A 17,380-nucleotide genomic window follows, 5' to 3' on the forward strand; every position below is an offset into this window, starting at 1 on the left:
CCGCCCTTGCGGGCCTCATCGCGGATGGAGTTGCCGTAATCGAAGACCTCGGCGCCGGCGTCCTGGAACTCCACCATCGCCTGCACGTGGCGGGCCATGGAGGCCTGGGCTTTCTTCGTGAACCCTTCCGGGTCCGCTGCGGCTTCGGTGTGCCACTCGGCCACGGTGATGCCCTCGGGCAGGTAAGACAACGGATCATGGGCACTGGTCTGGTCAGTGACCACATCAATGGTCAACTCGCCTGCCTTGTGACGACGCAGCAGTTCCGGGAACACCTCAGCGGCGTTACCCACATACCCCACCGACCAGCCACGACGCTCAGCCTTGGCCGCATTGACCTTCGCGATCGCGGTGTCCAGGTCGGTCTCGACCTCGTCCAGGTACCGCTTCCCCGCACGGCGACGCAACCGGGTTTCGTCCACATCAACGATCAGGCACGCGCCGTCGTTCAGCGTCACGGCCAGCGGTTGGGCGCCGCCCATGCCACCGCAGCCGCCGGTCAGGGTCAGCGTCCCGGCAAGCGGGCCCTCCGACGAGCCCTCCGCAGCGGGGGCAGGATGCCGGCCGTCAGCCTTGAGCTTCTCACCCACGGCAGCGAACGTCTCATAAGTGCCCTGCAGGATGCCCTGGGTGCCGATGTAAATCCACGACCCCGCGGTCATCTGCCCGTACATCGTCAGGCCCTCAGCCTCCAGACGGCGGAACTCAGGCCACGTCGCCCAGTCCCCCACCAGGTTCGAGTTGGCCAGCAGCACCCGCGGCGCCCACTCATTCGTGCGGAACACACCCACCGGCTTACCCGACTGCACCAGAAGGGTCTCGTCCTTCTCCATGGACTCCAGCGTCCGGGTAATCGCATCAAACGCAGCCCACGAACGCACAGCCCGGCCGGTGCCCCCGTAGACCACCAGGTCATCCGGACGCTCAGCAACCTCAGGGTCCAAGTTGTTCATCAACATGCGCAACGGCGCTTCAGTCTGCCACGACTTAGCGGTGAGCTCCGTGCCCCGGGCAGCCTTGACCGGACGGGCTCCAGTAGTGAAATCGGCGGGTGCCATGATGGCTCCTTCATCTCTCGAAAAGTGTCTGGGTGAAAGATCTTCTGTATCCAGTAGAGCCTGTTCGGAAGGGACCTGGAACGGCTTTTCGACGGGTGCTGTCCGGGATTACAGACGCAGGCCAACCCCTCGCATTCCCGCGCAAACAGGAGCATGCTGGTCCCATGGCAACGTTCCGTGTGTCCACTTTCGTCGCGGCACCACCCGATAAGGTCTTCTCCACGTGGACCGATCCCGACCGCTTTCCGGAGTGGATTGGAGGGGTTACCCGGACCACGGACCTGACAGGGTCCATGGACACTCCCGGGAGCCGTTACACGGTCTGGTTCGGGCGCATGGCAAGCCCCACAGAGATCCTTGAGGTGGAGCGGCCCAGCCACATCCGCACACGCTTCGGGAACGCCATCCTGAAGGGTGAATCGGATGTCGCGTTCGTGCCCGAGGGGGAAGGCACACGTATCAACCAGCAGTTCGTGACCCGCGGTTTCATCTCAGGAATCTCTGCCCGGCTGTTCGCCGCAGGCTCGTACAAGGGCAGCTTCCGAGGCGAGCTGGAGGCATTCCGCAAGCTCGTGGAGCGCGACGCTTCTGGGCCTGGCACGGCCACCGAAGCCGGGTAGGAGTCCTCAGGCGGACGGGCGTCCGTGGATGCGCACTGACAGCTCGTCCGCAGCCTTGCGGATGCGGGCAGCAAGGACCGGCCACTGCTCGGCCGGCAGTCTGTCCTCCAGGAACGTCACCGCGACTGCCGCCGTCGGCCATCCCACATGGTCCGTCACAGCGGCGGCGATGGATCCAAAGCCGGGGGTGATTTCGCCGTTCTCCGTGGCGTAGCCACGCTGCCGGACCTGGTCCAGGTGGGAGGACAGGGCCGAGTACTTCATGATGGGAAATTCCACCTCGTTGCGGGATGTGAAGGCGGCGGCATTCGGGTACAGCGCGCGGACCTGCGACTTGGGAAGCGCGGCCAGGATGGCGCGGCCGCTGGCGGTGAGGTGGCTGGGCAGGCGGACGCCGACGTCGGTCACCAGGCTCGGGCGGTTCTTGGCGCGTTCCTCCACGATGTAGAGAACGTCCCGGCCGTGCAGCACCGCAAGGTGCGCGCTCTCGCCGATCGCATCTACCAGGGACGCGAGCATGGGCCGGCCAAGTCTGGACAAAGGTTCTTGGCGCGAATAGGCCGAACTGAGCTCGAAGGCGCTGATCCCCAGGCCGTACCGCTGCTCCTCATGGAGGTGAAGTACAAAGCCGTTGGCCTCCATGACGCCCAGCAGGTGGTAGACGCTGGAGCGCGGCAGGCCGAGCGCCGTGGCAATGTTCGACGCCGCCATCGGCCCCCGGCGCGAGGCCAGCAGCTTGAGGATCCTCAGGGTGTTCTCGGCGGCAGGAACTTTGGAAGCGGACTTGCCGGGTGTCGTTGGCGTGGTGGTCATGGTGCCTCGTTGCTTGGGTTGCTTGATTTAGCGTTCAGGGCAGCTTTTTCACCGCCTGTCCGGTATCCCGTACTCAAGGATGCACCCGCATCGGAGCCCTTTCCTACCACAGTCCACCATGCGGCGTCTGGAATCCCAGATACCAAGTCCGGTCTCCGACCCCGGTGTCTGCCATCGAAGACAGCAAACCCCCGTGAGTCCCATCACAAAGCCCCGGAAAGTGATGTGCTGAATAGCGATCCCCTCCCAAAGACGAGAAGGTTTTACCATGCAACACACCACGCTGGCCGAGAAGGATTCCGTCCTTCAGGCCGCCGGTTCGGCTCTTAGCCGTGGCCTCAACGTCCGACACATCCGCTTCATGGCACTCGGATCAGCCATCGGCACAGGCCTCTTCTACGGATCCGCATCCGCCATCCAAAAAGCCGGTCCCGCCGTCCTCCTGGCGTACATCATCGGCGGCGCAGCCGTCTTCATGGTGATGCGCGCACTGGGAGAAATGGCCGTCCGGCACCCCGTTTCCGGCTCCTTCGGCCAGTACGCCAGCCGCTACCTCGGCCCGTTCGCAGGGTTCGTGACCGGTTGGACCTACGTCTTCGAGATGGCGATCGTCGCCATCGCGGACGTCACAGCCTTCAGCATCTATATGGGGTTCTGGTTCCCGCAGGTGGACCGTTGGATCTGGGTGCTCGCGATCATCCTTTTCCTGGGGGCCATGAACCTGCTCAGCGTCAAGGTCTTCGGGGAACTCGAGTTCTGGTTCTCACTCATCAAAGTGGTTGCGATCATCGCCATGATCATCGGCGGCGCGGCGATTGTGGTGTTCGGCTTCCAGGCCGGGAACGACGGCGGCGGCGTGGCACCGGGACTGGGGAACCTCGTCAACCATGGCGGTTTGTTCCCGAACGGTTTCGAAGGCCTCCTGGCCGCGTTCGCCGTCGTGATGTTCGCCTTCGGCGGCATCGAAACGATTGGCATCACCGCCGGCGAAGCAGCCGATCCGAAGAAGGTCATCCCGCAAGCAGTCAACACCGTTCCCGTTCGCGTCCTGCTCTTCTACGTCCTGACGCTCGGTGTGCTGATGAGCATCTTCCCGTGGAACGAAATCGGCAGCAATGGCAGCCCGTTCGTGCAGATCTTCGCCGGACTGGGCATTCCCGCGGCACCGCACATCCTCAACGCGGTAGTCATCACCGCCGCACTGTCCGCTATCAACAGCGACATCTTCGGGGCCGGCCGCATCCTCTTCGGCCTTGCCCAGCAGGGCCACGCTCCCAAGAGCTTCGGCAAGGTCTCCCGCCACGGTGTTCCTTGGATGACGGTGGTGATGATGGGTGGCATCCTGCTGGTGGGCGTCGTGCTGAACGCCGTGATCCCGGAAGACGTGTTCGTTGTGATCGCCTCTATCGCAACGTTTGCCACCGTCTGGGTCTGGGTGATGATCCTGGCCTCGCACGTTGCCATGAAGCGCGAGATCAAGCAGAAAGGCTTGCCGGCTTCCGAGTTCGGCTCTCCGCTGTGGCCGCTCGCTTCTATCCTGACCATGGCTTTCATGGCCCTGGTGATCGTGATCCTGGGGGTCTTCGAAGACACCCGGGTGGCCTTGTACGTGGGCGCGACGTGGCTGGTGTTGCTGCTTGTGGCCTACAAGCTGTGGGTCCGTGGCGGCGGCCTGCGCCGGGCGGAGTTGGTTGATGAGACGGCGTCGCTTCCGGTGGTCAAGGCGCCATAGCCGAGGCATGAGCGCAATGCAGGTACGCGCCGGATAAGCACGAGGCCCCTTACCCGGCCAGGCACACGCCGAGCCGGGTAAGGGGCCTCGCGGCCATTCCTACCTCGCCGACCAGCCACCATCCATCGTGTAGCTCGCGCCGGTGACCATGCCGGCGTCGTCGGATGACAGCCACGCAGCCAAAGACGCAACCTCCTCCGGCTCCACCAGCCGCTTCACGGCGGACTCGGTGAGCATCACCTTGGCCAGGACCTCGGATTCGGGGATGCCGTGCAGCCGGGCCTGGTCGGCGATCTGCTTCTCCACCAAAGGCGTGCGGACGTAGCCGGGGTTAATGCAGTTCGAGGTAACCCCACGCTCGCCACCCTCAAGTGCCGTGACCTTGCTGAGCCCCTCAAGTCCATGCTTGGCGGAGACGTAAGCACTCTTGTAGGCCGAGGCCCGCAGCCCGTGGACGGAGGAGATGTTGATGATCCGCCCAAAGCCGTTGGCATACATGTGCGGGAGGGCGGCCCGGATCAGCAGGAACGGGGCCTCCAGCATCAGGGCCACGATCCGCCGGAACTCTGAAGGATCGAACTCCTCGATGGGTGCAACCTTCTGGATGCCGGCGTTGTTGACCAGGATGTCGCAGTCCAGGCTCAGGGCGGCCAGGGCGTCCGTATCCAGCAGGTCAACCGTCCAGGCAGTGCCGCCCAGCTCGTCGGCGAGGGCCGCCGCTCCGGAGGCATCGACGTCGGCCACCACCACTTTCGCTCCCCGTGCGGCGAGCGCCCGGGAACAAGCCGCCCCGATTCCGCTCGCGCCACCGGTCACCAGGGCTTTGCGCCCGTTCAAGGAGTTGTCCATGGATCAGCCTTTCGTAGTTGCGGGGGCCGTTGCCAGTCCGTGGCGCTCAGCGTCAGCGGCGTCAACGTCCTCAAGCGCAATACCCTTGGTCTCCTTCAGGGAGACGACAGCGACGGCGGTAATGGCGCAGGCCACCACGAGGTAGATGGCCGTAGGCAGCCATGATCCGGTGTCCTTGAGCCACTGGGTAGCCAGCAGCGGCGCGAGCGATCCAGCGAAGATGGACGTCACCTGCGAACCCAGCGAAACACCGGAATACCGCATGCGGGTGGGGAAGAGCTCGGACATGATGGCCGGCTGTCCTGCGTACATGAAGGCGTGGAGGCAGAGACCGATGGTCACGGCGAGGACGATGATCACGGCGTTCTTGGTGTCGAACATCGGGAAGGCGAAGAACGGCCAGGCCGCGCCCGTGATCGCGCCAATCAGGTAGACCGGCTTGCGGCCCCAGGAGTCAACCAGCCGGCCGATCTGCGGGATCACCAGGAAGTGGATCACGTGGGCGATCAGGAGTGCCAGCAAGAGCGAGGACGTGTCGTATTTGTGGACGCTCTTGAGGTAGACGATCGCAAAGCTGACCACGAGGTAGTACATGATGTTCTCGGCAAACCGGAGTCCCATGGCCTGCAGGATCCCCTTGGGGTATTTTCGGATAACCTCGCCCACGCCGTAGCTGATGGCCTTGGGCTCCTCCACCTGCGCCTTGGCTTCGAGGAAGATGGGAGCCTCGGTGACGTGGGTACGGATGTAGTAGCCAACGAACACGATTACCGCGGACAGCCAGAACGCCACGCGCCAGCCCCAGCCGAGGAAGGCCTCGCTGCTGAGCGTGGTGGACATGACGAACAGCACCAGCGTTGCCAGCAGGTTGCCTACGGGCACTGCGGCCTGCGGCCAGGAGGACCAGAAAGCGCGCGACTTGTTGGGGCTGTGTTCTGCGACGAGCAGCACGGCACCGCCCCATTCACCGCCGAGCGCGAAACCCTGGATGAAGCGCAAGGCAACCAGCATGGCCGGGGCCCAGTATCCGATGTCCGCAAAGCCCGGGAGGCAGCCCATCAGGAACGTCGAGACACCGACGATCACGATGGTCAGCTGGAGGGTGGGCTTGCGGCCGAGCTTGTCGCCGATCTGGCCGAAGACGATGCCACCCAGCGGCCGGGCAACGAAGCCTACGGCGTAGGTGATGAAGGCCTGGATGATGCCGTCGAGTTCGTTTCCAGTGCTCGGGAAGAAGTACTTTCCGAAAACCAGTGTGGCTGCGGTGGCGTAAAGGAAGAATTCATACCACTCCACCACGGTTCCCACCATGGATGCAGCGACGATTTTCTTCAGCCCGGATCCTTTGCCGCTGTTCCTGGCGGCCGGTGTGGAGCGTTGCTCTACGCTCATGTCCATCTCCTCAGTGTCTTCTTTGACAGGGTCCTGCTCGAAGTGCGTTGTGATCCACAACACGAATTGCTCCACTGAGTATTGCTGCAGATTCGGCGTGTCTCAATGACCAATAAGGCACCTTAGGTGTGCAGAATTGCAGATATGAATCCGAACCCGGACGACCTCCTCATCCTCCTCACCGTTTCACGGTCAGGAAAGTTCACGACGGCGGCACAGGCCTTGGGACTCAACCACACCACCGTTTCGCGCAGGATCGCCGCACTGGAGAAGGCTCTCGGCGGCCGCGTCCTCGCCCGCGCGGCGGGTGGATGGGAAGTCACGGAACTGGGGGCGGAAGCGGTCCTCGTCGCAGAACGGGTAGAGGCGGCGGTGAGTACCCTGGGAGCAAGCGACCACGCACCGGACCCCATCACCGGCGTCGTACGCATGACCGCGACCGACGGCTTCAGCGCGTACATTGCCGCGCCGGCGGCAGCCCGCCTGCGGAAGGACCATCCGGGCCTCAGCCTGGAAATCGTCACCGTGACCCGCAGGGCCTTGCAGCAACGCTCGGGTTTGGACATCGAGGTGGTGGTGGGCACGCCGCAGGTCCACAGGGCCGAGGCGATCCGGCTCGGCGAGTATCGGCTGGGAATGTACGCGTCAAAGAAGTATTTGAAGGACCACGGAACACCTGCCAATCCGGAAGAGATGACGCAGCACCAGCTGGTCTACTTTGTTGATTCCATGCTCCAGGTGGACGACCTCGACGCCCCGCGCAGGCTCGTCCCCACCATGCGCGACGGCCTGACATCAACCAATGTGTTCGTCCACGTGGAGGCCACGCGCGCCGGGGCCGGGGTTGGCTTCCTGCCCTGCTTCATGGCCGACCGGCACCCTGACCTCGTGCGGCTGCTGCCCGAAGACTTCGCCGAACTCCTCCCTTATTGGCTGGTCCTGCGGCCCGACTCCATGCGCCGTCCGGCGGTAGCCGCCGTCGTGCAGGCCTTGCGCGAAGAAACGGAGAGCCGGCGGGAAGAGCTACTGGGCTGACTCTTCCCGGGGTGCCGGATCACTGGCAAAGGAATCCTCGGGCGCAGTCGGTGCAGGGTCGTGCCGAACGGGCGTTCCCGCAGCGAAGGCCCGGACCTGGGCGTCATCCCAGATATGGGCAGGGACCGCGCCGCCCAGGAGGCGCCGGGCCAGGGTGGGGTCGTCGCCGAAAGGTACATGGCTGCCGGCCATGATCATGTTGCCGTAGCGCCGGCCTTTCAGCATGGGTGGATCGGCAATGATCAGCGTGTGTTCAAAAGTGTCCGCGATGGTGGCGGCGTCCGCGCGGGCGTTCTTGAGGTCCGGGGCGTCGCCGGAGTTCACCACGTACAACCCGTCCGGCGCCAGGACTGCGTCCGCGTGGGCATTGAATTCGCGGGTGGTCAGCGCCCTCGGGGTAAAGGCTCCTGCAAAGACGTCCCGGATGATCAGGTCGCGGGTATCCGGCGTGAGCGATTCAGTAACCTGCCGGGCCTCGCCCACACGGATCCGCAGCAGCGGGGCCTTGGGAAGGTCGAACCAGCCGCGCACGTACTCTGCCAGTTTTCCGTCGAGTTCGACGACGACCTGCCGGGCATCGGGATAGGCGGCGTTGAAGTAGCGGGCCATGGAACACGCTCCCCCGCCAAGGTGTAGGGCCCGGAGCTTCGGCTTGGTATCGCGCGGCCAGCGCGATTCCACCAGGGCAGCAATCCACCGCATGTATTCAAAGTCGAGGAACAAAGGGTCTTCAAGGTCGATATGCGAGCTCAGCACGCCATTGATTTTCAGGAGCCATCCGTTGCCGTTGTCCGGATCAGGCAGCAACTCACAATCGCCGGTATCGATGTAGTACACGCCCGCAACCGGCCCGTCAGGGCGGGTGCCTTCCGGCACCTCGATGACTGCCGCCGTCGAACGCCCCAGGCGCGTCGACCTGCCCGCCTTGCTGGATTTCCCGGCCTTCGGCACTATCTCCACCCCGCGTCAGTCATGGTTCAAGCCTAGTGGAGGACTCGGTTGGAACAAGTGCTAAGGCTGCTTACTATTTGGCGGGATACGCCATAAAATCAGCCCATGGAGTACGAAGCGACCATGTGGGCGGAGGTCCTGACGGCTGTGGCGGCGTGGCTGACGGTCGTCTGCCTGCTGTTGGCGCGCGTTCCCAAGCTTCCCAGCATCATGGATGACGAACTGGACGTCGATAGCTAGCGCCGCACCATCCGGTGCTCCGGCAACGAGTACCAGGAAGGATCGCAAAGTTGGCGCTTTCCGTCCGGCACAAAGCCGTTGCGGCGGTAGAACGCCTGGGCCCGCGGATTGTCGTCGAGGACCCACAGGTAGGCCGGGCCGTCACCCAATAATTCGTCAACCAAGGCCTGGCCCACTCCGCGGCCGTGAACATGCCTAAGAGTGTAGAGCATGAACAGCTCCAGCTCACACGGACTGTCCTCGTCCCGCCCTTCTCCAGCCGCGGCTATCCCCACGAGCTTCCCGTCGGGATCGTGGGCGAGAATCCGCTTGTGACCCTCCGCGATCGAGGTCCTGTACCGCTCGACCCTGTCCGGCAACGCGGATTCCTGCTTGGCGAAAAACTCCGGCGGCAAGAGGTGGCCGTAGCTCTCCCGCCAGGCCTGGACATGCATGATTGCCATTTCCCGGGCGTCTTCAACAGTGGCAGCCCGGATGCTGAAATCCATCAACGCACCCGCGCTATCGCAAAACCGTCCCAGCCCTTGCTGCCGACCGTTTGGATCACGGTGGAATCCAGGCGAGGGTCCTGGCCCAGCATGTCCAGCGCCCGGATGATTCCGGGGGCGTTGACCTCATCCCGTTCGGGTTCCAGGATTGCCCCGTCCCAAATCACGTTGTCCATCACGATCGTCGTCCCCGGGTGCCCCAAACGGATGGCCCAGTCGAGGTAGTTGACGTCGTTTTCCTTGTCCGCGTCGATGAACACAAAGTCGAAAGCATCCTCCGAGGCCAAGGCGGGCAGCGTGTCAAGGGCGGTACCAACACGTATCTCCACTTTGTGGCCCACGCCCGCGGCGTCAAGGTTGGCCCGGGCAACATCGGCATGCTTCTGCAGGTATTCGCACGTCACCAGCCGGCCGTCGTCGGGCAGTCCCTGGGCCATCCACATGCTGCTGAAGCCGGCCAGGGTGCCGATTTCCAGGATGCGCCTCGCGCCCGAAAGCTGGACCAGCATCTTGAGCAGCTTTCCGGCGTTCGGTGCCACCTCAATGGCCGGCATGCCGGCCTCAACGGCGGAACTCAAGGCCCGTTCATGCTCGGGGCCAGGACGCACGACGACGTCCGTCAGGTAACGCTCCACCTCAACCCAAGCGGGCTTGGCCACGTGTTCGATCATGGCCCCCAGTCTTGCATCCGCCGGGCCCGGGCGGAAGGAACTACTCTGCCTTGGAGATCGCGTCTTCCAGCCGCTCAACCTTGCCGGCCAGTTCACCGCTGTAGCCGGGACGGATGTCGGCCTTGATCACCAGGGAGACCCTGCTGCCATAGCGCCCAACGGCCTCGGTGGCGCGTTTGACGACGTCGAACACCTCGTCCCATTCGCCCTCGATGGTGGTGAACATGGAGTCCGTCTGGTTGGGCAGTCCGGACTCGCGGACGATCTTGACGGCGGCAGCGACGGCGTCGTGCACCGAGGCGTCGGCGTTGGGCGAATCGGTGGGAGCTGAGGCGGGCTGGCCCGAAGGGGCTACTGAGAATGCAAGCAACATGGAAACCAGTGTTCCACGTACGGGTATGTCATATAACGTGCTACTCCCGCGTAACCACTGGGGATCAGCGCTCCATTGCTAATCTGGGCAGCATGGAACAGCCCTCCGAACGCAAGCCCCTCAGGGCGGACGCCGCACGCAATGTGGACAAGATCATCACCGCGGCGCGCAAGTGTTTCCGCGAATACGGCCCTGAAGTACCGCTGCAGACCATCGCAGCCACGGCCGGGGTCGGTCCGGCCACCCTGTTCCGCAACTTCACCGACAAAGAACAACTCGTCCTGTCTGCCCTGTCCCGTGAGCTTCGGCAGCACGCAGATCCGGTTGCCCAGGCAGCGCTCGACGGCATGGACGCCGCCGAAGGACTCATGAACCTCATCGATGCAGTGATGCGCGTGGCCAGCGATGAAGCCAACCTGCTCAGCGCCGTAGCGGGCCGCCGCGGACTGCTGGTAGGTATCACGCGAGGCCTCATCGACACCATGGCAACGCTCCTGCAGCGAGGGCAGGGGCAAGGATCACTGCGACGCGACATCACCATTGAAGACATGGTGCGGCTCGTAGCCATGCTGATCGGCGCCGTGGACACCATGGAACCCGGTTCCGAGGCCTGGAAGCGACCTCTCGCCCTGGTTGAAGACGCCATCCGCACCGAGCGCCCGTCCCGGCCTCTTCCTGCGCAGTCCGACATCCCCGGAGTTTCCTTCAGCGAAGCTGTTTAGCCCGGCCCTTCAGCCCCCAGCCCCGCAGTTCAGCTCCAGCCGAGCAAGCGCAGCAGGGCGGCCGCGCCAGCGCCCGAAATCACCACCACGAGGAACGGCGCACGCAACCAAAGCGCAACGGCGGCCGCCATGAGCGCGCCGATTCGGGCATCCAGGACCACGGCCTGCCCGGAAGCCACAGCGTTCACCACGGTCAACGACGCCAGCAAGCCGATGGTCATGGTTCCGGCAATATGCGTGATCCGGGGATTCTCCAGGAGCTTGGCGGGAACAAAGTAGCCCACCAGTTTAGTCAGGTAGGCCAGGGCGCAGGCGAGTCCAATCCACAACCACAGGTTCATTTGGCTCCTCCCTGCCCACGCGAGCGGCTTTCGGGGTACGGGTCGATGTCAGGCTCAAGGCCCTCGTCCATACGGGCGTGGCTGTACCAACCGATCACTCCGGCAACCAGCGCCGCTACCAGGATGGGCACCCCGGAAGGAACAAACGGCACGGCAATAATGGTGGCCAAGGCGCATGCTGCGGCAATCGCCCAAGGTTCACGGCCTTTCAAGCGCGGCCAAAGAAGCGCAAGGAACGCAGCCACCGCCGCCCCGTCCAAACCCCACTGCTTCGGGTCGCCCATGGCGTCTCCTGCCAAGGCTCCGACGGCCGTGAACATATTCCAGAGAACGAATATTCCGATTCCTGCGGTCCAGAAGCCTCTCCGCTGCTCATCGATATCGGACTGTCCGGATGCTGTGGCCGTGGACTCATCGATGGTGATGTGCGCCGAAACGTACCGCTTCCACCCGCCAGGTCGCAGCATGGCGTTGATCTGCATGCCGTAGATTCCGTTGCGCAGGCCGAGCAGCGCGCTGGCCGTCATGGCGGCAACACCTGAACCTCCGCCGCCCACAACACCAATGAAGGCGAACTGCGAGCCCCCGCTGAAAAGCAGGAGGCTCAGCACCATCGTCTGCCAGAAATCGAACCCCGAAGCGACGGACAAGGCACCAAAGGAAACCCCGTACAAACCCGTGGCGATGCTCAGGGAGAGCGCGATCTTGAAAGCCGGCGAGTCCCTGAGTTTCACTTCCGCAGGCTCCACGACCACAGGATCAAGGGAACTTGGAGTGGCAGGCGAAGTGTGTGGATTCGCCTCTCTTTCTGGGTCCCGCGGGGACCGTATGCGCGGCGAAGCGCATCAATATGCCCGGCGAGGAATGCAGCGAACATGGCGGTAGTTGCCTCCGCGGCCACCTTGCGGGTGGCGGGGACCAAAAGTCCGACGGCGGCACTCACCTCAAGCAGCCCGGAGGAAGCGATCCATTCCTCCCGGGACATCACCGCGAGTGGGCCGTTGGGCGCGCTTCCAGGCTCATCGTTGCGGCACAAATACTCCGGCACCACGGGGTTGTAGAAGGACGGACTGCGGAAGTGCTTCATGGCGCTGGCCAAGAGGAGCGAGCTCAAACCTATGGCTGAAACGGAATGCATGAGTTGAGTTGCGTTGGGTGACCAGCGAAGTGACATGAGACCACTCAATCACAACGGCTGTGGGAGCTGCCAAAGTTTCCCCGACCGGACGCCGGCCCGGGCCGTTCCGGGCAGCAGAAACGGCTTGAACTGCTACTTGCTCGGGACGGACAGTTGGGCCAGGACCTGGGCGGGCTTATTGGTGGTGATCTCCTGGATGCCGAGTCCCTGGCACAGGGCAACGTCCTTCTCGGAGTCCACCGTCCACACCCGGAAAATCCTGCCGGCTTCCTGCCAACGCTGGACGTTCCGCGCGTGCTCCCGAACGTAGTCGATGCCCGGGCCGGCAATGCCCGCCTCGCCCTCGTCCAGGACGCGTTCGGCCTCCTGCTGGGCAGCTTTCATCACGTTTGCCACGGCACCGGCCGCGATTGGCCCAAGGCCCAGTTCCTCACGGAGTTCCTGGGCGGTGAAGTTGTCCACCAATTGGCATACGTGCTCTGCCGGGACAGTTTGGAGCAGCCGCTGCACTGAGTCGGGGTCGAAGCTCATGAAGGAAACCTGGATGTTGTCCAGCCTCGAATCCTGCGGCGTCCAGCCCTCCTCCTCGAGGAGTTCCAACACCCGGTCCTCGAGTTTGAGCTGGTACGGGCTTGGGTGCTTCAGCTCAATGGCGAGGCCAACCTCGCGGCCTGCCTCCCGAAGAATGTCCAGCAGCTCCGGCAGGGTCAGGAACTGGTCGGCGATACCACCGTAGGCCTCCGGGATCCGCGCACCCTTCCAGGACGAGAAATCCAGGTCCCGGAGTTCTTCGAGGGTCTTCTCCGAGACGGGGCCCGTGCCGTTGGACGTTCGGTCCAGGTTGGCATCATGCAGCAGCACCACGTGCTGGTCCCTGGTCAGGTGCACATCGCACTCCACCCCGTCAGCGCCGTCGGCCAGGGCCCTCAAATATGCGGCCCTGGTGTGCTCGGCAAACGCAGCACTCGCGCCGCGGTGGGCGTAGACGCGGGGCCGTGCAGAGTCGAAGGATTCACTCGTCATGCAGTCACGGTAGCCCACGGGCATGTACGTAGGGGGGCTAGTCTGGGCTAATGCAGGTGAACTCTGAACGAATCCCGGCCGAAGACGTCACCGACCCCCCTGCCCCGGCCCCAACTGCCGGCGGGCGCAGCACCAAAACCCGGCCCGCCGTCGTCGGACTTTCCAGCGGCGACCAGGAAAAGGCCATGGCTCTTCGGCGCATGAAGCGACTGGCATTGACGCTGCTGATAGTGATGGCCGTGATCTTCCTGTTCGCGTTCGCACTGCAGAAGCAGTACCCCTGGCTGGAATACGTCAGGGCCGCGGCCGAAGGCGGCATGGTGGGTGCGCTTGCCGACTGGTTCGCGGTGACGGCGTTGTTCCGGTATCCGATGGGGCTGAAAATCCCCCACACTGCGATCATTCCGCGGCGCAAGGACCAGATCGGCCAGTCGCTCAGCGACTTCGTGGAGAGCAACTTCCTTTCACAGGAAGTCGTGCAGGACAAATTGGCCAGCATCGATATCGCACGCAAGGCCGGCACGTGGCTGGCCGCTCCTGGCGGCGCCGAGCGCGTAGCCAAGGAAGGCGGCGCCGTAATCCGCGGCGCATTTACCGTGCTGAACGACGACGACGTCCAGGCGGTGATCGAAGGCTTGGTCCGCAAGCACCTGCTCACTCCCCCGTGGGGTCCACCCGTAGGACGGATGGCTGAAAGGATCTTCGCGGACGGGCACCACCACAAACTCGTGGACCTCCTCGTGGACCGTGCCGCCGACTGGGTGGATGCCAACCACAACACCGTTAACCGCCTGGTATCGGACCGCTCACCCGTATGGGTCCCCACTTTCGTGGACGGACTCGTGGGCGACAAGGTGTACGTGGAACTACTGAAGTTCGTCCGTGCGGTCCAGAACGACCCGAACCACCAAGTACGCCAGTCCATCGACACCTACCTGACGGATCTGGCCCAGGACCTGCAACATGACCCGGCCATGATTGAACGAGCGGAAGGCATCAAGGCCCAGATCCTCGGCGATCCGGAGGTCCGCGAACTGGCTTCCCGCACGTGGGGTACCGTCAAGACTGCCCTGCTCGCCGCCGTCGACGATCCACACAGCGAACTGAGCCAGCGATTCAAGAGCGCCGTGCGCGACTTCGGTTCACGGTTGGTCAACGATGCGGAACTCGCCGGCAAGGTCAACACGTGGATCGGGGACGCCGCCGGTTACCTGGTGAATACCTACCGCTCCGACATCGCGGGGGTCATCTCGGACACTGTGGCTCGCTGGGATGCTGAGGAAACATCGCAGAAGATCGAACTCCAGGTGGGCAAGGACCTCCAATACATCCGTATCAACGGCACGGTGGTAGGAGCCTTGGCCGGGCTGTTGATCTTCACAGTGGCCCACATGTTGTTCGGGTAGGGCTGTTCACCCCAGCAAGTGCACCATTTGCCCCGGCCGGGCCTGCCCCAGCGCGTCCAGGTCTTCGTCCCGGACCACGGCAACAACCGGTGAGCGGCTGGATTCCGGGTGGCCCGCGAGGGCGATCAGGGGAAGGCCCGACGGCGGCAACAGGACCGCCCCGGGAACCAACGGTCGTGCGGGGGTTGCCTGCGCGGCGACCATGAGCGGCCGCCCGGCGAGCCGCGCTCCGGCACGATCGGATTCCGGGGAGAGAGTCCAAGGTTCCTTGGTCAACCGAAGCCACGTGCCGGCGTCGAACCTTTCCACGTCCGGCCCCGGCGCGACCCGGGCGACCACCGGCCTCCCCGAATCGAGCGCACGGCGCGGTGGCTGTTTCACCAGCGGAAACCCCTGCCCGTGGGGCCGGCCAAAGGCGAGGGTGCGCCCGGTTCTGAGAGGTTCCGGCTGGGGTTCCACACCGCCTTGGACCGCAAGGTAATAGCGGAGACCGAACAGGGCCTGGCCGAATTCCAGCACACCTCCGGGCGCCACCCGCACTGCCTTGTTCATGGTGATTTCAGAGCCGTTGAGCCTGACCAGCCCCTCGGCGCCGCTCACGGCAAAGGCGGATCCCGTGACAAAGCGCAGCTTGAGTCCACCAACCAGGATCTCCAGGCCGGACGCCTCCAAAGGGTTCCCAAGCAAGGCATTCGCCAACTGCATCGAAGCGCGATCCAGTGCCACGTCCGGGGGCACGACGACGGTTTGCGTACCGGGGTCCATCACTATCGCGCTCATCGGGCCTCCTTCAGTGAAGCGAAATTTTTAGGCGAACGCCTCGATCTCCACGCTTGCCCGTTCCAGGCCCTTGCGGACTGCGGCAGCCATCTCCACCGCACCGGGAGTATCTCCATGGATGCAGAGGGAATCGGCGTGGACAGGAACGATCGTTCCGTCCTGCGCCACTACTTCACCGCGGGTGGCAAGGCGAACGGCTTGGGCCACGACCTCGGCGGGGTCATGCAGCACCGCACCTTCCTGCGAGCGAGGGACCAGTGTTCCGTCAGCGAGATAGGCGCGGTCCACGAAAGCCTCCCGGAAAACGGGGTGCCCAGCCTCCTCTGCAAGATTCAGCCAAGCGGAGCCGGGCAAGCCGAGCACCGGCAAACCAGGATCGTAGGCGTGGACTGCAGCCACCACGGCCTCTGCCTGCTCAGTGTCATGGACAATCCTGTTGTACAGGGCGCCGTGCGGCTTGACGTAGTCCACGGACGCACCCACGGCATGGGCCACCCCATCCAACGCGCCAAGTTGGTAGAGGACATCGCCTAACAGCTCATCGAAGCTCATGTCCAATGAACGCCTGCCGAATCCGGCCAGATCCCGGTAGCCAACATGCGCCCCTACCCGGACGTCAAGATCGAAGGCGGCCCTGCAACTGTCCAGCATCGTCAGTGGATCACCGGCATGGAAGCCACACGCTACGTTGGCGCTGCTCACAAGGCGGAACATCGAGGCGTCGTCACCCATGGTCCAGGAGCCAAAAGACTCTCCGAGGTCAGCGTTGAGGTCCACTAGTACCGCCTTCCAGGCTCAGGGTCTTGGCATTGTCCGGCAGCAACTCCCCCGGAACCGTGTCCGGGAGGGCACCGAAAGCTTCCTTCGCCGTGGCGATCACGGCACGGCCCATCATCAGGTTGCCCGCGCCACCCACCACCGCGCCCACGCCAAAGGGCAGGGCCCGGCCAAGGAAAGCGGTCCCCTGCCGCTTGACCAGGCTTTTCAGGAATGCACGTTGGATCGCGTCACGCACCACGCCAAAGCCGCTACCCGGGATCTTCTTGGTGAGCGTACGGCCCCAGGCATTGGTCACACCTTTGCCCCGTCCCAGGGATTGGCCGCTCAGCGCACCGAGGAGGGATGTACCTTCCTCGCCCAGCATGATGGCCATAACCATGGTCCGCGCGCGCTCCGGATCCGTCAGCCGGATTCCGTGCAGTTCGGCCATCGAGGAGGCGTAGAGTGCGGTCGTTTCAAGGAATCCGACTGTGGCGAGCGCCGAAAGTCCCAGCGAAGCTGCGGTCCCAATTCCGGGAACGACGGCGATGGCCCCCACCCCTGCGCCCCCGCCCGCCACTGCGGCGAGGTAGTCGCGCTCAAGTTTCGCCGCGAGCTGGGCTGGCGTGGCGTTGGGGTGCCGGCGCTGCATTCTCCTGATGTTGGCCAAGACGATCGGCCGCTGTACTTCCACGGCCTTCAGAAGCACATTGTGGACGCCGGGCTTGGTGTTGCCTTGGGCATCGAACACCGCGTTGTGGGCTGTTTCCTGGGCGATTCTCACCGCCGGGTTGGGTCGCTTGGGCATCTTCACCTCTAATGTGTCGAGTGCTGTAACGCTGGCACCTGCTTGGTTCAGCCTATGCCACGCTGCATCATTGTGAGGCCTGCCCTACCTGCAATAACGCCCCGATTCCGCGCAGAGCGGACCCCACAAGCGAAGGCCCGGGGCGTAGAATTGGGGCATTCACGGAAGCAAGTCCACCCAA

General features: G+C 64.0%; 21 protein-coding genes. 6 read left to right on the forward strand and 15 right to left on the reverse strand.

The features are described from left to right. Positions 1 to 1,058, reverse strand: a 1,058-nt coding sequence (gene hutU, locus ACIPY2_RS16365; protein ID WP_400267448.1) for a urocanate hydratase, incomplete at its 3' end; no start/stop codon positions are given. A gap of 164 nt (positions 1,059 to 1,222) precedes the next feature. Between hutU and ACIPY2_RS16370 the strand changes: the two genes are divergently transcribed. Next, positions 1,223 to 1,678 (forward strand): SRPBCC domain-containing protein, encoded by a 456-nt coding sequence (locus tag ACIPY2_RS16370; RefSeq protein ID WP_400267449.1) that lies wholly within the window; start codon positions 1,223 to 1,225, stop codon positions 1,676 to 1,678. Positions 1,679 to 1,684: 6 nt separating this feature from the next. On the opposite strand, the gene ACIPY2_RS16375 is transcribed toward ACIPY2_RS16370, so the two are convergent. Further along, the gene (locus ACIPY2_RS16375; protein ID WP_400267450.1) at positions 1,685 to 2,491 is read right to left on the reverse strand and encodes an IclR family transcriptional regulator; all 807 of its coding nucleotides are present in this window, start codon (positions 2,489 to 2,491) and stop codon (positions 1,685 to 1,687) included. A gap of 268 nt (positions 2,492 to 2,759) precedes the next feature. Here ACIPY2_RS16375 and ACIPY2_RS16380 point away from each other — a divergent pair, with 268 nt between their 5' ends. Next, entirely contained in the window at positions 2,760 to 4,223 is a 1,464-nt protein-coding gene (locus ACIPY2_RS16380) for an amino acid permease (protein WP_400267451.1), read from the forward strand. A gap of 99 nt (positions 4,224 to 4,322) precedes the next feature. Here the strand turns inward: ACIPY2_RS16380 and ACIPY2_RS16385 are convergent, their stop codons facing one another. Both ACIPY2_RS16385 and ACIPY2_RS16390 read right to left on the reverse strand, forming a co-directional pair. Then, positions 4,323 to 5,072: a 3-hydroxybutyrate dehydrogenase gene (locus tag ACIPY2_RS16385; RefSeq protein ID WP_400267452.1), complete on the reverse strand. Its 750-nt coding sequence runs from the start codon at positions 5,070 to 5,072 to the stop codon at positions 4,323 to 4,325. Between the two features lie 3 nt (positions 5,073 to 5,075). Continuing rightward, positions 5,076 to 6,464, reverse strand: a complete 1,389-nt coding sequence (locus ACIPY2_RS16390; RefSeq protein ID WP_400267453.1) for an MFS transporter — start codon at positions 6,462 to 6,464, stop codon at positions 5,076 to 5,078. Positions 6,465 to 6,608: 144 nt separating this feature from the next. Here ACIPY2_RS16390 and ACIPY2_RS16395 point away from each other — a divergent pair, with 144 nt between their 5' ends. Beyond that, the gene (locus tag ACIPY2_RS16395) at positions 6,609 to 7,499 is read left to right on the forward strand and encodes a LysR family transcriptional regulator (protein ID WP_400267454.1); all 891 of its coding nucleotides are present in this window, start codon (positions 6,609 to 6,611) and stop codon (positions 7,497 to 7,499) included. Here ACIPY2_RS16395 and ACIPY2_RS16400 read toward each other — a convergent pair. Continuing rightward, a complete protein-coding gene (locus tag ACIPY2_RS16400; RefSeq protein WP_400267646.1) occupies positions 7,488 to 8,405 on the reverse strand; it encodes a spermidine synthase in 918 nt (305 codons plus the stop codon). The two genes, ACIPY2_RS16395 and ACIPY2_RS16400, sit on opposite strands and share 12 nt — an antisense overlap. Before the next feature lie 150 nt (positions 8,406 to 8,555). Between ACIPY2_RS16400 and ACIPY2_RS16405 the strand changes: the two genes are divergently transcribed. Further along, positions 8,556 to 8,690 carry a hypothetical protein gene (locus tag ACIPY2_RS16405; RefSeq protein ID WP_400267455.1) on the forward strand — a complete coding sequence of 45 codons (135 nt, stop codon included), beginning with the start codon at positions 8,556 to 8,558 and terminating at the stop codon, positions 8,688 to 8,690. On the opposite strand, the gene ACIPY2_RS16410 is transcribed toward ACIPY2_RS16405, so the two are convergent. From ACIPY2_RS16410 to ACIPY2_RS16420, 3 genes are read right to left on the reverse strand one after another with little or no spacing between them, the layout of a single operon-like run. Continuing rightward, positions 8,687 to 9,178, reverse strand: coding sequence for a GNAT family N-acetyltransferase (locus ACIPY2_RS16410; protein WP_400267456.1), 492 nt, complete (start codon positions 9,176 to 9,178; stop codon positions 8,687 to 8,689). The two genes, ACIPY2_RS16405 and ACIPY2_RS16410, sit on opposite strands and share 4 nt — an antisense overlap. Further along, entirely contained in the window at positions 9,178 to 9,849 is a 672-nt protein-coding gene (locus ACIPY2_RS16415) for an O-methyltransferase (RefSeq protein ID WP_400267457.1), read from the reverse strand. Before ACIPY2_RS16415 ends, ACIPY2_RS16410 begins: the two co-directional genes overlap by 1 nt. A 40-nt stretch (positions 9,850 to 9,889) precedes the next feature. Continuing rightward, on the reverse strand, positions 9,890 to 10,222 hold the full coding sequence (locus tag ACIPY2_RS16420; RefSeq protein WP_400267458.1) for an MTH1187 family thiamine-binding protein: 333 nt from the start codon (positions 10,220 to 10,222) through the stop codon (positions 9,890 to 9,892). Positions 10,223 to 10,314: 92 nt separating this feature from the next. Here ACIPY2_RS16420 and ACIPY2_RS16425 point away from each other — a divergent pair, with 92 nt between their 5' ends. After that, positions 10,315 to 10,944 (forward strand): TetR/AcrR family transcriptional regulator, encoded by a 630-nt coding sequence (locus ACIPY2_RS16425; protein WP_400267459.1) that lies wholly within the window; start codon positions 10,315 to 10,317, stop codon positions 10,942 to 10,944. 29 nt (positions 10,945 to 10,973) lie between these two features. On the opposite strand, the gene ACIPY2_RS16430 is transcribed toward ACIPY2_RS16425, so the two are convergent. The 4 genes from ACIPY2_RS16430 to ACIPY2_RS16445 form a co-directional block, all read right to left on the reverse strand. Next, a complete protein-coding gene (locus ACIPY2_RS16430) occupies positions 10,974 to 11,285 on the reverse strand; it encodes an AzlD domain-containing protein (protein WP_400267460.1) in 312 nt (103 codons plus the stop codon). Next, the gene (locus ACIPY2_RS16435) at positions 11,282 to 12,019 is read right to left on the reverse strand and encodes an AzlC family ABC transporter permease (RefSeq protein WP_400267461.1); all 738 of its coding nucleotides are present in this window, start codon (positions 12,017 to 12,019) and stop codon (positions 11,282 to 11,284) included. Before ACIPY2_RS16435 ends, ACIPY2_RS16430 begins: the two co-directional genes overlap by 4 nt. Beyond that, on the reverse strand, positions 12,016 to 12,459 hold the full coding sequence (locus ACIPY2_RS16440) for a hypothetical protein (protein WP_400267462.1): 444 nt from the start codon (positions 12,457 to 12,459) through the stop codon (positions 12,016 to 12,018). Before ACIPY2_RS16440 ends, ACIPY2_RS16435 begins: the two co-directional genes overlap by 4 nt. A gap of 96 nt (positions 12,460 to 12,555) precedes the next feature. Further along, on the reverse strand, positions 12,556 to 13,446 hold the full coding sequence (locus ACIPY2_RS16445) for a glycerophosphodiester phosphodiesterase (protein ID WP_400267463.1): 891 nt from the start codon (positions 13,444 to 13,446) through the stop codon (positions 12,556 to 12,558). Between the two features lie 50 nt (positions 13,447 to 13,496). On the opposite strand from ACIPY2_RS16445, the gene ACIPY2_RS16450 reads away from it, so the two are divergent. After that, complete coding sequence (locus tag ACIPY2_RS16450; protein WP_400267464.1) at positions 13,497 to 14,852, forward strand: DUF445 domain-containing protein; 1,356 nt, start codon at positions 13,497 to 13,499, stop codon at positions 14,850 to 14,852. Positions 14,853 to 14,858: 6 nt separating this feature from the next. Here the strand turns inward: ACIPY2_RS16450 and ACIPY2_RS16455 are convergent, their stop codons facing one another. Genes ACIPY2_RS16455 through ACIPY2_RS16465 form a run of 3 tightly spaced genes read right to left on the reverse strand, consistent with a single transcriptional unit; the run spans position 14,859 to position 17,199 of the window. Continuing rightward, on the reverse strand, positions 14,859 to 15,632 hold the full coding sequence (locus ACIPY2_RS16455) for an allophanate hydrolase (protein ID WP_400267465.1): 774 nt from the start codon (positions 15,630 to 15,632) through the stop codon (positions 14,859 to 14,861). 27 nt (positions 15,633 to 15,659) lie between these two features. Continuing rightward, positions 15,660 to 16,409, reverse strand: a complete 750-nt coding sequence (locus ACIPY2_RS16460; protein WP_400267466.1) for a LamB/YcsF family protein — start codon at positions 16,407 to 16,409, stop codon at positions 15,660 to 15,662. Further along, the gene (locus ACIPY2_RS16465) at positions 16,393 to 17,199 is read right to left on the reverse strand and encodes a hypothetical protein (protein ID WP_400267467.1); all 807 of its coding nucleotides are present in this window, start codon (positions 17,197 to 17,199) and stop codon (positions 16,393 to 16,395) included. The genes ACIPY2_RS16460 and ACIPY2_RS16465 overlap by 17 nt, the downstream gene beginning before the upstream one ends. Positions 17,200 to 17,380 lie beyond the last annotated feature (181 nt).

Origin of the sequence: Paenarthrobacter sp. NPDC089675, from assembly GCF_044749185.1 — a bacterium.
Taxonomy (GTDB): domain Bacteria; phylum Actinomycetota; class Actinomycetes; order Actinomycetales; family Micrococcaceae; genus Arthrobacter.

What these genes read in the sequence shown, in the direction of transcription:
- ACIPY2_RS16370 (WP_400267449.1), top strand. Translation starts at nt 1,223, where the DNA reads ATGGCAACGTTCCGTGTGTCCACTTTCGTCGCGGCACCACCCGATAAG.
- ACIPY2_RS16375 (WP_400267450.1), bottom strand. Translation starts at nt 2,491, where the DNA reads ATGACCACCACGCCAACGACACCCGGCAAGTCCGCTTCCAAAGTTCCT.
- ACIPY2_RS16380 (WP_400267451.1), top strand. Translation starts at nt 2,760, where the DNA reads ATGCAACACACCACGCTGGCCGAGAAGGATTCCGTCCTTCAGGCCGCC.
- ACIPY2_RS16385 (WP_400267452.1), bottom strand. Translation starts at nt 5,072, where the DNA reads ATGGACAACTCCTTGAACGGGCGCAAAGCCCTGGTGACCGGTGGCGCG.
- ACIPY2_RS16390 (WP_400267453.1), bottom strand. Translation starts at nt 6,464, where the DNA reads ATGAGCGTAGAGCAACGCTCCACACCGGCCGCCAGGAACAGCGGCAAA.
- ACIPY2_RS16395 (WP_400267454.1), top strand. Translation starts at nt 6,609, where the DNA reads ATGAATCCGAACCCGGACGACCTCCTCATCCTCCTCACCGTTTCACGG.
- ACIPY2_RS16405 (WP_400267455.1), top strand. Translation starts at nt 8,556, where the DNA reads ATGGAGTACGAAGCGACCATGTGGGCGGAGGTCCTGACGGCTGTGGCG.
- ACIPY2_RS16410 (WP_400267456.1), bottom strand. Translation starts at nt 9,178, where the DNA reads ATGGATTTCAGCATCCGGGCTGCCACTGTTGAAGACGCCCGGGAAATG.
- ACIPY2_RS16415 (WP_400267457.1), bottom strand. Translation starts at nt 9,849, where the DNA reads ATGATCGAACACGTGGCCAAGCCCGCTTGGGTTGAGGTGGAGCGTTAC.
- ACIPY2_RS16420 (WP_400267458.1), bottom strand. Translation starts at nt 10,222, where the DNA reads ATGTTGCTTGCATTCTCAGTAGCCCCTTCGGGCCAGCCCGCCTCAGCT.
- ACIPY2_RS16425 (WP_400267459.1), top strand. Translation starts at nt 10,315, where the DNA reads ATGGAACAGCCCTCCGAACGCAAGCCCCTCAGGGCGGACGCCGCACGC.
- ACIPY2_RS16430 (WP_400267460.1), bottom strand. Translation starts at nt 11,285, where the DNA reads ATGAACCTGTGGTTGTGGATTGGACTCGCCTGCGCCCTGGCCTACCTG.
- ACIPY2_RS16440 (WP_400267462.1), bottom strand. Translation starts at nt 12,459, where the DNA reads ATGTCACTTCGCTGGTCACCCAACGCAACTCAACTCATGCATTCCGTT.
- ACIPY2_RS16445 (WP_400267463.1), bottom strand. Translation starts at nt 13,446, where the DNA reads ATGACGAGTGAATCCTTCGACTCTGCACGGCCCCGCGTCTACGCCCAC.
- ACIPY2_RS16450 (WP_400267464.1), top strand. Translation starts at nt 13,497, where the DNA reads ATGCAGGTGAACTCTGAACGAATCCCGGCCGAAGACGTCACCGACCCC.
- ACIPY2_RS16455 (WP_400267465.1), bottom strand. Translation starts at nt 15,632, where the DNA reads ATGAGCGCGATAGTGATGGACCCCGGTACGCAAACCGTCGTCGTGCCC.
- ACIPY2_RS16465 (WP_400267467.1), bottom strand. Translation starts at nt 17,199, where the DNA reads ATGCCCAAGCGACCCAACCCGGCGGTGAGAATCGCCCAGGAAACAGCC.